13 protein-coding genes and 1 pseudogene are annotated in these 15,204 nt (G+C 49.2%); 11 read left to right on the top strand and 3 right to left on the bottom strand.

Going from position 1 to position 15,204, the window contains the following annotated elements; all coding sequences use genetic code 11:
• The 8 genes from Q7V32_RS07095 to Q7V32_RS07060 form a co-directional block, all read left to right on the top strand.
• Nucleotides 1-562: alpha/beta hydrolase (locus Q7V32_RS07095; RefSeq protein WP_304896281.1), on the top strand; the 562-nt coding region annotated here is incomplete at its 5' end.
• A gap of 1,006 nt (nucleotides 563-1,568) precedes the next feature.
• A complete protein-coding gene (locus Q7V32_RS07090; RefSeq protein WP_304896280.1) occupies nucleotides 1,569-1,970 on the top strand; it encodes a hypothetical protein in 402 nt (133 codons plus the stop codon).
• A 319-nt stretch (nucleotides 1,971-2,289) separates the two neighbouring features.
• Complete coding sequence (locus Q7V32_RS07085; protein WP_304896279.1) at nucleotides 2,290-5,685, top strand: DEAD/DEAH box helicase family protein; 3,396 nt, start codon at nucleotides 2,290-2,292, stop codon at nucleotides 5,683-5,685.
• A complete protein-coding gene (locus tag Q7V32_RS07080; RefSeq protein ID WP_304896278.1) occupies nucleotides 5,682-7,427 on the top strand; it encodes a class I SAM-dependent DNA methyltransferase in 1,746 nt (581 codons plus the stop codon). Before Q7V32_RS07085 ends, Q7V32_RS07080 begins: the two co-directional genes overlap by 4 nt.
• Nucleotides 7,424-8,680 carry a restriction endonuclease subunit S gene (locus Q7V32_RS07075; protein ID WP_304896277.1) on the top strand — a complete coding sequence of 419 codons (1,257 nt, stop codon included), beginning with the start codon at nucleotides 7,424-7,426 and terminating at the stop codon, nucleotides 8,678-8,680. The genes Q7V32_RS07080 and Q7V32_RS07075 overlap by 4 nt, the downstream gene beginning before the upstream one ends.
• Before the next feature lie 307 nt (nucleotides 8,681-8,987).
• Nucleotides 8,988-9,560 (top strand): hypothetical protein, encoded by a 573-nt coding sequence (locus Q7V32_RS07070; protein WP_304896276.1) that lies wholly within the window; start codon nucleotides 8,988-8,990, stop codon nucleotides 9,558-9,560.
• The gene (locus Q7V32_RS07065) at nucleotides 9,557-9,733 is read left to right on the top strand and encodes a hypothetical protein (protein WP_304896275.1); all 177 of its coding nucleotides are present in this window, start codon (nucleotides 9,557-9,559) and stop codon (nucleotides 9,731-9,733) included. Before Q7V32_RS07070 ends, Q7V32_RS07065 begins: the two co-directional genes overlap by 4 nt.
• A gap of 73 nt (nucleotides 9,734-9,806) precedes the next feature.
• Nucleotides 9,807-10,055: a hypothetical protein gene (locus tag Q7V32_RS07060; protein WP_304896274.1), complete on the top strand. Its 249-nt coding sequence runs from the start codon at nucleotides 9,807-9,809 to the stop codon at nucleotides 10,053-10,055.
• Between the two features lie 31 nt (nucleotides 10,056-10,086).
• On the opposite strand, the gene Q7V32_RS07055 is transcribed toward Q7V32_RS07060, so the two are convergent.
• The gene (locus tag Q7V32_RS07055) at nucleotides 10,087-10,962 is read right to left on the bottom strand and encodes a pirin family protein (RefSeq protein WP_304896273.1); all 876 of its coding nucleotides are present in this window, start codon (nucleotides 10,960-10,962) and stop codon (nucleotides 10,087-10,089) included.
• Nucleotides 10,963-11,115: 153 nt separating this feature from the next.
• The gene (locus Q7V32_RS07050) at nucleotides 11,116-11,718 is read right to left on the bottom strand and encodes an FMN-dependent NADH-azoreductase (protein ID WP_304896272.1); all 603 of its coding nucleotides are present in this window, start codon (nucleotides 11,716-11,718) and stop codon (nucleotides 11,116-11,118) included.
• Nucleotides 11,719-11,823: 105 nt separating this feature from the next.
• Between Q7V32_RS07050 and Q7V32_RS07045 the strand changes: the two genes are divergently transcribed.
• Genes Q7V32_RS07045 through fetB form a run of 3 tightly spaced genes read left to right on the top strand, consistent with a single transcriptional unit; the run spans nucleotide 11,824 to nucleotide 14,145 of the window.
• Nucleotides 11,824-12,708, top strand: a complete 885-nt coding sequence (locus Q7V32_RS07045) for a LysR family transcriptional regulator (protein WP_304896271.1) — start codon at nucleotides 11,824-11,826, stop codon at nucleotides 12,706-12,708.
• The gene (locus Q7V32_RS07040; protein WP_304896270.1) at nucleotides 12,705-13,367 is read left to right on the top strand and encodes an ATP-binding cassette domain-containing protein; all 663 of its coding nucleotides are present in this window, start codon (nucleotides 12,705-12,707) and stop codon (nucleotides 13,365-13,367) included. The genes Q7V32_RS07045 and Q7V32_RS07040 overlap by 4 nt, the downstream gene beginning before the upstream one ends.
• Entirely contained in the window at nucleotides 13,354-14,145 is a 792-nt protein-coding gene (gene fetB, locus Q7V32_RS07035) for an iron export ABC transporter permease subunit FetB (RefSeq protein ID WP_304896269.1), read from the top strand. The genes Q7V32_RS07040 and fetB overlap by 14 nt, the downstream gene beginning before the upstream one ends.
• 789 nt (nucleotides 14,146-14,934) lie before the next feature.
• On the opposite strand, the pseudogene Q7V32_RS07030 reads toward fetB, so the two are convergent.
• Nucleotides 14,935-15,204: pseudogene (locus Q7V32_RS07030) on the bottom strand (hypothetical protein); the annotation flags it as partial.

The following is a 15,204-nucleotide window of genomic DNA, read 5'->3' as shown; positions in this document are numbered from 1 at the left end:
GCGCTACCCCGAGGTTAAATTCCCACAGATAATCGAAGATGCTACGCACACGGTAGAGTGGATTAAAATGAACATAGGCCAATACGGCGGCGATTCCTCACGTATATTTCTAATGGGTCACTCAGCCGGCGCCCAACTTGCCGCCCTATTAACTTTAAATGAACAGTATCTCTTAGCCGACACCTGGAGCAGTCTGCGTGGTTTTGTCGGGTTGGCTGGACCTTATGACTTTCTGCCTTTTACCGATGAGTACCAGCGAGTCGTATTCGGTCCGGAAGAAAATTATCCGGCATCGCAACCGGTCAACTTTGTCGACGGTAATGAACCTCCCTTGCTTTTACTTTATGGCAACGATGATGACACTGTGAGGGTGTTCAATATCGAAAGCCTGACGGACAAAGTCAAGCGGGCGGGCGGGTGTGTCGAAACGCATTATTATGATGGATTGGATCATGCGGGCCTGATCGGAGCACTGGCTTTGCCGTTCCAAAACAGCTCATCGGTACTCAGCGATATTGCCGGCTTTATAGATCGATATACCCATGATCAACACAGTTGTTGACGGCCAGTTGACATTTACCTTGAGCGGGTAACAGGTTGCTAATCAACGAAAAGGTGTGATCATGACTGTCTACAATGGCGAGCATTCTGGTGTTCCTAGCCTATCCGGACAACCTTACAGAATTTCTGTTCGACAGCGATCGTTAAAAGCCAAAACAATTCCTGATTATTAAAGATGCTTCAGCTCTAACACTTTTCCCCTAGCCGACCTCGTCATTTCGGCAGGGATTGCCGAAATCCAGGTTACATGTATAGCTCGAAGCTTACCATCCATGGCACTGGATGTCCGTTTCCCGACGGGCATGACAGGCGCTTTTGAATTAAGCTGAAACATTTTGCTAATCAGGAAACAATTTGGCCCAATTGCTCAGAAGTAACCGGGCACACCCGACGCGATTTGACGTTCGCGTGCATCGGGCGTTTAGCCGCATCACCTCTCGATGGCAAGGGTCCTTGCCGCACGCAGCTCCTATTTTTTGGCTTCGATAACCCGCTTGCTAGCCCAATACAAGACCGAAAATTCTTACGGTTCATCGCCAAATCGAGATGGTCGGGGTCTAGGGCCTGCTCCGAAATTGGTCGGGTGAGCCTGTGATTATATCAATTTGCTTGCCGAGTACCGGACAGTCAATTGGGTCAAAGGTTGCCTTGTCTATTGAAATTGGATAGCGACCCCGACGGTCGGGTTTAGGCCGAACTTGCTTTGTCAATATTACGGGAGAAAAACCGATCTACCCGACCTGAATTAAGAGGTTTAGCGGTCGTTTGCGTGTGGTACTGCAGCCATTCAAAATCGGACTTTGGAATTATCTCGATCTGTTTATGAAGAATGAAATGCAGATGCCTTTTTTTAAATCTTGTGTTGAAGCTGTATTCTTGACAATAGAGCAGGAAAAGCCTTAATTTAGCCCGGCCTTAATAATAGCGTGTAAGCCGATGCAAATTCGGCGTTTCGTTCCGGGCCAGCTGCATGGATAAACGCGTGATCTCATGAAGGGGAATAACTAATGGGCGTAGCATTCTTCATAGCTTCAGAGCGTGAAGTCGAAGGCCTTGAAACGAATGTCAACGGTAAAGCGTTTGGGCAAACCAGCGATAAAGCTCTATCCAGGGTCTGCAAGGCTGCTGGCATTAATTCCCTGTACGACTACGTTAGCCAAGATCCTGAAGAGCTTCGAGAATTGCTCGAGGATGCTGACGTTGAGGTACTGGAGACGCTTCCTGAAGAACAGTGGTTCGCGCCTGCCGAAGGCCTCGCCTGGACGGAAACACTTTCTGCGTATCTTCGAGCCAATCCGGAAGCTATCAAGAATGGGGCCGCACTACAGGAAGACCTGGAAGAGTTCGTTTCCGTCTTCAAAGAACTTCAACGCCACGAGGTCCGATGGCACTTTGCGGTAGACTTTTAGCGAATGCGGCGCCTAATGAGATCCTTAATCTCCTTTTTTATAGTCATCTGCTTGATTTAGCCAATTGCTGTCAAGTTTTTCCTGCGCCCAAACAAGAGCATGGATATCTAATTGTATCGCGATAAAAAACTGTTATAGCTCGGTTGTACTGAGCGAATTCCCGTTATACTTTTGCTTTATTTAACTAAACCTCATCAATAAATAAGCAAGCAAATACGCGTCTCCTGATTGGGCATCACAGAACTTACAGCCGCCAAACTGAAGGATTCAGAACCGGCACGCTCTTCGCTATCAAGCGGACATGGAAAGAATCGACATTATGCAATCACAAAATTTTGAGTTTCTAAATACCAGCTGGCCGGAACTGTCTGCATTGGCAGGCTTCGCGGAACATTATGTCCTGGATGATCCGCAAAGTGCATTAACCAAGCTGCGAAATTTTGCCGAGCGAACTGTCGATGTCGTTTATCAACAGCTGGGTTTACCCAAGCCACCGATGACGAATTTCATGGAAATGCTCAGTAATGATGCCTTCGAAGCGGTCACCCCCAAAGTCGTCATCGACAAACTGCATGCCTTGCGCATTCACGGCAATAAAGCCGCCCACGGCGACAAAGTCACTGAACAAAGCGCCCAGTGGCTATTAAAAGAGACCTTCGACATTGCCCGTTGGTTGTACATCACCTACGCCAATGGCGATCAAAACAGCTTTGCCGATTACCAACCGCCTAAGCCTGCTCAATCCGAAAAAGCCGACTATAAAAAAGAACGCAAGGCCCTTTTAGAGCAGTACGCCAAACAGGAAGCCCGCATGCAAGCCATGCTGGCGGAGTTGGAAGCGGAGCGCCAAAAAGCCGCGCAACTGCAGCGAACTGCTGAAGAACTGGAACAGCTTAAACAACAAGCTACCAGCAAAGGCCAAAAAGCGGCGCTGGATTTACATTTCAACGAAGCCGCTACCCGCAAATACCTGATCGACCTGCAACTGGCCCAAGTGGGCTGGCAACTGGAGGACAGTGAGCAAGTATCGCTGGAAGAAAAAGTGCTGCATCAACCCACCGCCAGTGGCGAAGGTTATGCCGACTATGTGTTATGGGATGACAACGGCAAACCGTTGGCGGTCATCGAAGCCAAAAAGACGGCGGTTGATGCCGAAACCGGACGCCATCAAGCCAAACACTACGCCGACGGCCTGGAAAAAATGCACGGCCAGCGTCCGCTCATCTTTTACACCAATGGTCACGACATCTGGCTATGGGACGATCATCCCGCCCAAAATTACCCGCCGCGCCGTTTGTACGGGTTTTATTCCAAATCCAGTCTTCAGTATCAATTACGTCAGCGTACTGAGCGCAAACCGTTCAACACGGTCTCGCCCAAACCGGAGATATTGACTGACCGTTTATATCAACACGAAGCCTTAAAGCGCATTACCGAACGCTTCGAAACCAAACAACGCAAAGCCTTGGCGGTACAAGCCACCGGCACCGGCAAAACCCGGCTATCGATTGCGCTGGCCGATGTTTGCATGAAAGCCGGTTGGGTGAAGCGCGTATTGTTTGTCTGCGACCGCCGCGAGCTGCGTAAACAGGCCAAAAATGCCTTCAGCGCCTTTCTGCCAGCGCCGATTACGGTCCTGACCAGTAAAAGCGTGCAGGACAGCCACAACCGCATTTTCGTCGCCACCTATCCGGCGATGATGAACGTGTTCGATGCCTTTGATCCCGGCTTTTTTGACTTGATCATCGCCGACGAATCGCACCGCAGCATTTACAACATCTACGGCGACATGTTTCGCTATTTCGATGCCTTGCAAGTCGGTTTGACCGCGACCCCGGTCGAAATGATCAGTCGCTCGACGTGCCAATTGTTCGCTTGCGACTTCAAACAACCCACCAGCAATTACACCTTGGAAACGGCGGTTGAAGAAGGTTATCTGGTGCCCTATCAGGTCGTCAAACACACCACGCAATTTTTGCGTGACGGCATCAAAGGTCATGCCTTAAACGCTGAAGCCATTGCCGCACTGGAAGATCAAGGCATCGATCCCAACGCTCTGGATTTTGACGCTGAACAAATCGACAGCGCCATTTTCAACAAAGATACCAACCGCAAGATTCTGCAAAACCTGATGGAACACGGCATTCGTCAGGCCGATGGGCAAACCCTGGGCAAAACCATCATCTTTGCCCGCAATCACCAGCATGCCAAACTGTTGGAAAAACTCTTCGACGAGCTATACCCGCAATACGCCGGCAAGTTCTGCCAGGTCATCGACACCTACGATCCGCGCGCTGAAGAATTGATCGACGACTTCAAGGGCGAAGGCAGCAACGATCAATTGACCATCGCCATCTCGGTCGACATGCTCGATACCGGCATCGATGTGCCGGAGATCGTCAATCTGGTCTTTGCCCGGCCGGTCAAATCACCCGTCAAATTCTGGCAAATGCTCGGACGCGGCACGCGCTTGCGCCTGAATCTGTTTGGCCCCGGCAAGCACAAAACCCACTTTCAGATTTTCGATCATTGGGGCGTGGTCGAATACCACGGCCTAAAGCCACGCGAGGTCGAAATCAGCCAAAGCAAGTCATTGATGCAACGCCTGTTTGAAGCCCAACTGAGTTTGGCTCAAACCGCTTTGCACCACGCCGAACCGGATTTTTTCGACGGGGTCGCGCACGCTTTGCATAAAGCCATCAACAGCCTGAACGACAAAACCATTGCCGTCCGCGATAAATGGAAAGTCAAACAGCAGATGAGCCAACTGGACGTGCTGCGCCAGTTCAGCCCCAACACCGTCACGCAGCTGGAAACCGACATCGCCCCGCTGATGCAATGGCTGGATGTGCGCGGCCACAGCGATGCCTACCAATGGGATTTGCTGCTCTGCCAAATTCAGCAACACAAACTGCAAAACAGCCAGTCCTTTAACGACCTAACCGGCGAAGCGATTAGCCAGCTCTGGCAACTGCAAATGAACTTAAATCAGGTCAAGGCCAAAGCCGCCACCATCAAACAATGCCGCGAACTGAACTGGTGGCAAGCCGCCTCACTCGACGAATTGGAACAGGCGCGCACCGAACTGCGCAGCATCATGCAGCACCGCGACAAAGGCACAGGCCCAAAGGTCGACAAACCCATCATCGACATTCCGGATGGCGACGAAGTCCGTGAAAAGCAAAGCACCTACCTCAATGCAGTCGATATGGCCAGCTACCGGCTTAAAGTTGAGCTCGCCTTAAAAGAACTGTTCGAACAAGACACCGTCCTCAAAAAAATCCGCGCCGGCGAAGCGGTGACGGAAGCCGAATTGGCCAGCCTCAATGCCTTGATTCACACCCATCATCCGGATGTCGATTTACAGGTGTTAAAAAGTTTTTACGACACCGCCGCCCCGCTGGAGCAAATCCTGCGTTCCATTGTCGGCATGGACGCGGACAAGGTCAATCAGCGCTTTGCCGCTTTCATCCAACACTACCCCAGCCTCAATGCCCGGCAAGTGCAATTTTTAGGTTTGCTCAAACGCCAAATCGCCCAAAGCGGCGCGATAGAAATCGACCATCTTTACCAAATGCCGTTTGCCGCGATCGGTGAACTGGATGCCTTATTTACTAACGAACAGCAAATCGACGAATTGCTGTCGATCATAGAAAGCTTTGGCAAACAACCCGTCAAAGCTAACCCATCACCAACACCTGGAACCAACGCATGATCACCGGCGACCTGAAAAACAAAATCGACAAACTTTGGCTGGAATTCTGGCAAGGCGGCATCGCCAACCCCTTGACCGTCATCGAGCAAATCACCTTTCTGATGTTTGCCCGTCTGCTGGATATTAACGAAAGTCGGGATGAAAAACGCGCAGCCCGTACCGATTTCCAGTTCACCCCGCGTTTTAAAGACCACGAACAACACCTGCGCTGGAGCCAGTTCAGCCATATCGAAGATGCCGAGCGCCTGATGAATCTGGTGCGAGACGAAGTGTTCAAGCATTTTCGCGAACACACCAGCGACAGCCGCTTTGGCGATTACATGAAAGATGCGCGCATGGTCATCGACAAACCCAGTCTGCTGGTCAAAGCCATCGAAATGATCGACGCGCTGCCGCTGGATGCCGGCGACACCAAAGGCGATTTGTACGAATACTTGCTCAGTAAACTCTCCACCGCCGGCATTAACGGTCAGTTTCGCACCCCGCGCCATGTCATCAAATTGATGGTCTGGCTGCTCGATCCGCAACCGGGTGAAGTGGTGGCCGATCCTGCGTGCGGTACCGCCGGATTTTTGGTGGCGGTAATGGAATACCTGCTGGAAATCTACAGCAGCCAACAGGGTGTGATGCAGGAAGACGTTATTGATGAACAAGGTAAAACCGTCAGCCAAACCATCTACACCGGCGACTTATTAACCCAGGAACAATGGCAAACCATCAAAACCCGCATGTTTCATGGCTTTGATTTTGACAGCACCATGTTGCGCATAGCCGCGATGAACCTGTATATGCATGGTGTAGACAATCCGGATATCCATTATCAGGACACCCTGGCCCAAAGTTTTGCCCAGCACTTTCCGGAGCTGGAGCACAATGCCTTTGACGTGATCTTTGCCAATCCGCCCTTCAAAGGCAGTTTGGATCAAGACACCATCAACCCGCTCATTTTACGACTGGTCAAAACCAAAAAAACCGAATTGCTGTTTATCGCCCTGATTTTGCACATGCTGAAACCCGGCGGCCGCAGTGCCACTGTTGTGCCGCAAGGCGTATTGTTCGGCTCCTCCAATGCCCATCAAGCGGTGCGGCAGTTACTGATCGAACACAACCAGCTGGAAGCCGTCATCAACCTGCCCAGCGGCGTGTTCAAGCCTTATGCCGGGGTGGCCACCGCAATTTTGATCTTCGCCAAAGGCGGCGCGACCGATCATGTCTGGTTTTACGACGTGCAAGACGACGGCTTTTCACTGGACGACAAACGCGACCCGCTGTATCAGGACGAGCAAGGCAATCCGCTCAGTTTTGCCGGGGACTTGCCCAAGGTGCTGGCCGCCTGGAAAACCCGCCAAAAGCCAAGCAACCAAACCATCTCCCCTCTTTCTCAAAGGGGGGAATCAGGCAACTCCGAGGATGCCCCCCAAACCCTTCATCCCGGCATACCCTCTGGGGCACGAGTGGAGTGCCGGGAACCAGAAGCCATGGATGGCGAAGGCCTTTCACATCCCTGTGACCTGGATTCCGGCACACCACTCGTGCCCCAGAACGACGACCGCACCCAAGCCTGCTTCTGGGTCAGTAAAGCCGAGCTCGCCGCCAATAAATACGATTTGTCGGTCAATCGCTACAAGGAAACCGTACATCAGGAAGAAGCATATGAAGACCCGAAAGTGATATTGCAGCAGTGGATGGGTTTGGTGAATGAGATTCAGGGGGAGTTGAAGGAGTTGGAGGGGATGTTGTGATTAAGTGTTGGCAACTACCTAATACATGGAATTGGCTGACAATTTCTGATATTGCCGATCAAAGTAAAAACTCCATTGTCGATGGACCATTTGGCTCTAACTTAAAAACTAGTGATTATATTGAAGATGGTATTCCGGTACTACAAGGAAAAAACATAACGAATAATGAGTTTAAATGGTTTGACGTAAGATTTATTTCAGAAAAAAAAGCAGAAGAACTTTATAGGAGTAGCGTAAAAGTTGGAGATATTTTAATTATAAAAATTGGCTCTATTGGATATGCAGCAGAACTAACAGATCTAAAGGGTTATCCATATGCAATAATTCCTGCAAATGTAGCCAAACTTAAAATTAATTCGAAATTAGTCACTAAAGAATATATTTTACACTGGTTGGCAACTAAACATGTTGCGAGGCACTTTTATAACATAGCAAGTAAAACTGCCCAGCCTGCTTTAAGTCTAGGGAAAATAAAAGAATTACCAATACCAGTTCCACCATTACCCGAACAAAAACGCATCGCCGCAATACTCGACAAAGCCGACAGCCTGCGCCGAAAAAACCAGCAAGCCATCCAACTCGCCGACAAATTTCTCCGCGCGGTATTTTTGGACATGTTCGGCGATCCGGTGACGAATCCGAAGGGGTGGGATGTCAAAGAATTAAAAGATGGGATTATTTCAATAAAGTCAGGATGGAGTGCAAATGGTGAGAGTATCCCATGTAATTCTGAACAGCTTGGTGTCTTAAAAATTAGTGCAGTCACTTCCGGTGTTTTTAAAGCTTCCGAAAATAAGTACGTTCCATCTGAAACTATCCCAAAAAATAAAGCTTTAATTTTTCCAAAAAAAGGTGATTTGTTGTTTAGCCGGGCTAACACGAGAGAACTTGTAGCAGCAACTTGTATCGTTCCAGAAAGTAATCACAATGTATTTCTTCCTGATAAGCTTTGGAAGGTAGAAACGAACAAAGTAAAACTAATGCCTGAGTTTTTGCACTATTCGATCCAACAACCTAGATTTAGGGAGTTGTTAACATCGCAAGCAACAGGAACCAGTGGATCAATGTTGAATATCTCAAAGGCTAAGTTTGAAGAAAGTGAGCTAATTTTTCCGGATATTGGCAGTCAAAAGAAGTTCGCCGAAATTTATTGGAAAATTCAAAATGTTTTTTCAAAATTGAACCAGTCAGGTGTTTGTTCATTTGATAGCTTCAATTCACTCAGCCAAAAAGCCTTCACCGCCGAGCTCTAATGCCTAGCCAACCTGCCAAGCCCATTGATTCGCGCCGTCATACCGGCAAGGATTGCCGGTATCCAGGTCACAGGGATGTGAAAGCTCTATGCCATCCATGGCTTCTGGATTCCGGCAATCCCTGCCGGAACGACGAATCTCTCAACTGCTCGCAAAATCAGCCAAATAGTGTAGGTTGGGTTAGCTCGATAGAGCGTAACCCAACAATCGGAGGCCAACGCGTTGGGTTACGGCTAGCGCCTTTTATGCCCTTTAGGGTAAACCCAACCTACGAAACGATCCCTCCCAGTGAACCGAGGTTAAAGCCATGCCGACCTGCTGGATAATCGCCGGACCGAATGGTGCTGGTAAAACCACTTTCGCCTTGGAATATTTGCCAAAAATTGTACATTGCAGTCGTTACATCAACGCCGACTTAATCGCCGCCGGCTTGTCACCGCTGGCTCCCGAACGCGAGTTAGTCGCCGCCAGCAGAATTTTTCTGCAAGAAATCGAGAATAGTGTGATGAAAAGCCAAGACTTTGCGTTTGAAACCACGCTGGCCGGCAGGAGTTATCTAAAACTGGTGCAGCGTTTGCTGCAATTAAACTGGCATGTGGAGCTGATTTATTTGGCTCTGCCTTCTGTGGAAATGTCGAAAGCGCGGGTTGCCGAGCGCGTGGCGCACGGGGGGCACGATATTCCTGTCGAAGCAATCGAGCGCCGTTTTTCGCGTAGTTTGTGCAATTTACTGCACGAATTCAGTTTCGCTGTAGACAATTGCGCCTGCTTCATGAATATCAATACCGAGCCGACCTTGATTTTTGAACAACAAGGTACGCAGCGCGATATTATTCACGATGACTTTTACAACCATTTATTACGAGAGGCAAACTCATGAGCCCAGACAAAAAACGGCCTTCCGAAAAAAGCCTGATAATGCAAGCAGCGTTAAAACAAGCGGTTACGGCTGCTTTGGATAAAAAATACCGTCTTGGGCAATACGCGGTGTTATGGGAAAACAATCGCTTACTTTATATAGGCAGCGACGCGCCTGAAATATCTCGGAAATAAAATCTGTTTGGCCGACCGTCAACTTGCTAGAAACCGTCGATCAGGTTCGCAGCGCCTTTCACGCGGCTCATCCATGACACCAGAAAACGGACAAAAGCCGCGATTATTAGTCATCGCCGGCCCCAATGGCGCAGGCAAAACCACCGTGACGGAACGAGGACTTGCCCACGAATGGTTTACGGGTTATGCATACATCAACCCGGACTTTATTGCCCGTGATGAATTTGGCGTGAGCGCTCAACTAACTCGACAGCCTGCAACGCCGGATAGCCACCCAGCGAAACAGTCGCCAAAGGTCGGTCTGTTATCCGGTAGCTTTTAAACGCATTCGATTTGCTGTATCAATCCACCCGTCAGCCATTTACTGGAAGGCTTATCAGTTGTCCATTTCGATAATCGGCCATTGCCTGCTCGACCTCCTCGCGCGTGTTCATCACAAAGGGTCCGTACTGAACGATCGGTTCTCGTAACGGACGGCCTGTCAGCAGCAAAAATGCCACGGCTTGATCACCTGTCTGGATTTCGATGTGATCACCGGACGAGAGTACGCCGGCATTTTGAGATGCCAGATTACGCCTGTTTGTCACTGGGCCTATCGCCAATTGACCCTCATAAGGGTAAACAAAGGCGTTATGCTCTGGATTAACTGGAAGGTCAAAGTGGCTGCCCACCGGAAGTCGGACATCCAGAAACAAGACTTCGGTGCTTATCCCCTGAATCGGTCCGGCGATGGTTTGGCCATCAATTGTTGCAATGCCTGCAATAATTTTAACTTGACCGCCGTCCGGCAAATTTATCAGTGGAATTTCGTCGGGCTGGACATCCTGATAACTGGCCGGCTTCATTTTTTCCTTTGCCGGCAGATTGACCCAAAGCTGAAAGCCGCGCATGCGGCCACTTTCCTGCTGGGGCATTTCAGAATGAATAATGCCGCGTCCGGCTGTCATCCATTGGGCTCCGCCGCTTTTCAAATCGCCCTGGTTGCCGAGATGGTCCTGATGCAGCATATGTCCGTCCAGCATATAGGTGAGCGTCTCGAAGCCGCGATGCGGATGATCCGGAAAACCGGCTATGTAATCATCGGCATCCGTTGACGAAAACTCATCTAACATCAGAAAAGGGTCGACTCTGATTGTTTGGGTTTGTCCAATGCTTCGACGTAGTTTGACACCGCCGCCATCGGAAGTCGCGATGGATGGAATGATTTGTTGAAGTGTACGTGTGCTCATGTCTTATTCCTCGTTTAACAGACGGCAACAGGATGATCGGTTACAGTTAACCGATGATTATTTTTCCTGGTTATAAAGATGCTTCAGCAACAACGTCTTTCCGGCAATCCCTGCCGAGATGACGATTTTTGCTCAGCTGATTGATCTTTCGATTCAAATGACTAACTCTGCAAGCCGTTGATGGGCTTTGGCCAGAGCTTGATCCTTGGTTTCTTCACCCATGTTAAGTCCCTCTGCATAAATGAACTCGACATCGGTGATTCCCAGAAAATTGAGAAAATCACGCACATACGTGGTTTGACTATCCAGAGCCGTGCCCGCATACATTCCCCCTCTGGTCGCAAAAATGAAGGCTTTTTTATCTGCAAGCAAGCCTTCAGGGCCGTTTTCGGTATAACGAAAGGTCAACCCGGCGCGGGCGATCTGGTCAAAGTAAGCTTTCAGCGTCGAGGGAATGCCAAAGTTGTACATGGGTAAGCCTATGACAATAAAGTCAGATTCCTTAATCTCGTTGATCAATGCGTTCGATTCATTGACCAAAATCTGCTGTTCCGGTGTTCGGGTGTCAGGTGATGCGAAAAAAGCTGAAACCCGTTGGGCATCCAAATGAGGTAAGGGTTCAGTCGCCAGATCACGAACCTTGACCTGCGCATCGGGATTTATAGCACGCCATGCGGCGACAAAGTCATTGGCCAGTTGGCTAGAGTGGCCACCCGACGAAAATAGGCTGGAATTGATTTGTAAGAGTGTCGTCATGGTTATTTCCTCCATCAGTGAATGTGGAGTTATTTAACGCTTTATAAAAACGATAAAAAAGCATAATAATTAGGCCATATTCATCACTTCATTAGATAGATTGAAATGAGCCCACATATCACCCTGGAACAATGGCGATCTTTGATTGAAGTCGTGGACGCCGGTGGTTATGCACAGGCAGCTGAAAAACTGTGTAAAAGCCAGTCGGCCGTCAGCTATGCCGTGCAAAAAATAGAATCCTTACTGGATATCAAAGCTTTTGAAGTTCAAGGGCGTAAGGCTATTTTGACCCCAACGGGGCATATGCTCTACCGGCGCGCACTGGCGCTGGTCAACGAAGCCAAGGATCTAGAGCGGGCCGTGCACAAGCTTTCGGCGGGGTGGGAAGCGGTTATCACCATCGCCGCTGAAATATTGTTTCCTTCTGAGCGGCTATTGACCTGTCTTGATCGCTTTGGCCAGGAAAGTCCGGGTACGCGAATTGAATTGATTGAGTCGGTATTGGGGGGTACCTCCGATGCGCTGCTTAGCGGCAATGTGGATCTGGCTATTTCGCCTCAACTTCCCCCCGGATTTTTGGGAAATGTGTTGATGCGAATTCGCTTACTGGCCGTGGCCCATAGCGGTCACCCGCTTCATCATTACGATCGAGAGTTGAGTTATAGTGACTTGCGGGCTCATCGCCATGTGGTGATCCGGGACTCAGGCAGCAAGCGAGACCAACGCGCAGTTTCGGTCGAGGTTGATCAGCGCTGGATAGTGAGTCAGGTGGCTACATCGATTCAGGCCGTCGCTATGGGCTATGGTTTTGCCTGGCTGCCTGAAGAGTCTATTCGAGAGGAACTAAGCGCTGGAATTCTAAAGCCGCTGCCGTTGAAAACAGGTCATACAAGGGAAGTCCCGCTCTACCTGATTTTGGCCAATCCTGATTTTGCCGGTCCCGGCGTCAGCCGGTTGGCAGAAATATTAACGGAGTCAGTCATTCAGTGAGCGCTATCATTCGATTCGACCATGCGAGCGTCGCGGTCCGCGAAAAAACAATACTGACTGATATCAGCTTGACACTCTTATCCGGTGACAAGGCCGTGTTATGCGGTAAATCAGGTTCCGGAAAAAGTAGCATACTGAAAACAGTCCTGGGGCTCCTGCCTATTACCTTGGGCACGGTTTACGTTAATGAGATACCGCTAACGCCAACCTCTGTTCAGTTTATTCGGCAATGCGCCGCTTATATTGGTCAAGAACCGATGCTGGGCGCTGACAGCGTTCGAGCAGCAATGCTGTTACCCTTTCAATTTAAAGCGCATCGCGGGCATAAACCCACAGAAACGCAACTGACTGAGGTGTTGCAACGTCTACACTTGCCGAAAAGTATATTAAACCAGTCCTGTAATCGTATTTCCGGTGGTGAAAAGCAACGGATTGCCTTGGCTCGTGGGCTGTTATTAGGCAAGCGATTGTATCTGCTGGATGAGGTAACCAGTGCCCTGGATAACGAAAGTAAACACGCCGTTTTCGATGTTTTCTCTGACTCGCAGCTCACGGTACTTTCAGTCGCGCACGACCCGGATTGGGTAGAGCGGTGTAGTCTTGTTATTCAAATTGAGAGCGGTCAAGTGGCTGAGGTAAAGCAATATGGAAACACTTGATATAAAGCTACCGCAGATGGCGCTGCTCTATGGTCTCTGTGCCTTGCCCTGGTTACTGCTGTGGTTCATAGGGCTGCGCTTGAGTCGGGATATCGGCATCAGTATTCTGCGAATGACCATCCAATTAGCGCTGGTTGGGATCTATCTAAAAACACTCTTCAATCTGAATCATCCTTGGCTGAATGGTCTATGGATTCTGGTGATGCTGATAGTGGCCGATTTAAGCATACTCAAGCGAGCAGGGCTGAAAGCCCGTTATTTTGCGCTGGCCACCTTTACGGCTATTGCCTCCAGTATCCTCTTTACCACGGCCTACCTGGTCATTTTAGTCATACAGCCGCCCCATTTTTACGATGCCCGCTATATCGTACCTTTAGCCGGAATGATCCTCGGTAATTGCCTGCAAGGTAACGTTATCGCTTTGGAACGCTTTTATTCTGCACTGCGCAGTAACGTAAATGAATACGAGACATTCCTGATGCTCGGAGCGACCCGCTGGGAAGCGGTCCGGCCATATTACCGGGAGGCCATCAAAGCAGCGATCAATCCCACCATCGCGAGCATGTCGACAATGGGGCTGGTGTCTCTACCTGGCATGATGACAGGACAAATACTGGGCGGAAGCGAACCTTGGCTGGCGGTAAAATACCAGCTGGCCATCATGATTTGCATTTTCACCAGTAGCGTTTTGGCCAGCATTATCAATTTAAAGCTCAGTTTAACCATTGCCTTTAACGCGTTTGATGTGTTGAGGGAGGAAGTGATTAGAAAGCCTTGATGGTAACTACTCGCCCGCTTAATTGAGGGTGTAGGTACTTGATTTCAAAGGACGCGTAACTAAGTCCAATAGCTGTCAGCAACAACCCTGGTGCAGCTTAGAAATAAGCACAAAATAACCTCTACAAGCATGACTGTGTTCGGCGACAATTATCCTGTCTGATAGGACGCCGTGAATACGTCCGTTTAGGCTTGACGGCGTTCCTCAAAAGGCTTTTCCCTGCCCAAAGTGACGCTGAAAATTTCAAACTGGGAATTGCTGACCTAACCCCTTCCAGTCTTTGAAGAAGTTGTTTCATGCTCGTTCCTTAGCAAGGTGTTTCAGCTCTAGCTCTTTTCCCTAGCCGATCGCGTCATTTCTGCATTAGGGCTTCACAAAATCCAGACTTCATAACGCGCTCTTTAGCTTATGCCAGATTATTTTCATTGATCATCTTCAAGAAATAGAAGAGATGGCGGTAATTCAGCTAAGCCATTATTAATTAATAAAAACGAACGTTTATATATATTACATATATTTGTTTAATTAAGGCCGGATTGCTAGGATTAGATTCAACCACCATTAATTTCGGAGACCGTCGTGGTCACAACTTTTTGCTTTCCAATCGGTTTCAGCACTCAAAACGCTGTTTACCATAAACCACTCTTTGATGGAGAACAGCTATGACTGCATGGATCGCATATTTAGCAGTTTCCGTAGCGGCTCTGCTGTTTTTTTCCGGTGCTCCGTCGTGATTCGTTATTCGCTCAATTACCTCAATGGCGATTCGGGGCAGCGAAATGTTCAGGGTCACCGACATGGGTTTAGATGATGGCTTATCACTGCATATCGCAGCTGATGCACATTGATCCCCTTGATAACCGCTGCTTCCGCTAAATCAGCAATTCTCAATTTGAAGAGAAAAAAGGGCTGGGGGAAGCTTTTTGAGGATGTCGGCAGCAGGGATGCTGCTGTCAAGCCCCCATGGAAGGGTTTACGGCGTTCCTCAAAAGGCTTTTCCCAGCCCAAAATGACGCCGAAAAGATCAAACTGAGAATTGCTTCCGCTATATCCAGTTGA

The sequence above is a fragment of the Methylicorpusculum sp. genome, from assembly GCF_030651835.1.
Taxonomy (GTDB): Bacteria; Pseudomonadota; Gammaproteobacteria; order Methylococcales; family Methylomonadaceae; genus Methylicorpusculum.
This window is presented reverse-complemented; position numbering and strand designations above follow the sequence as displayed.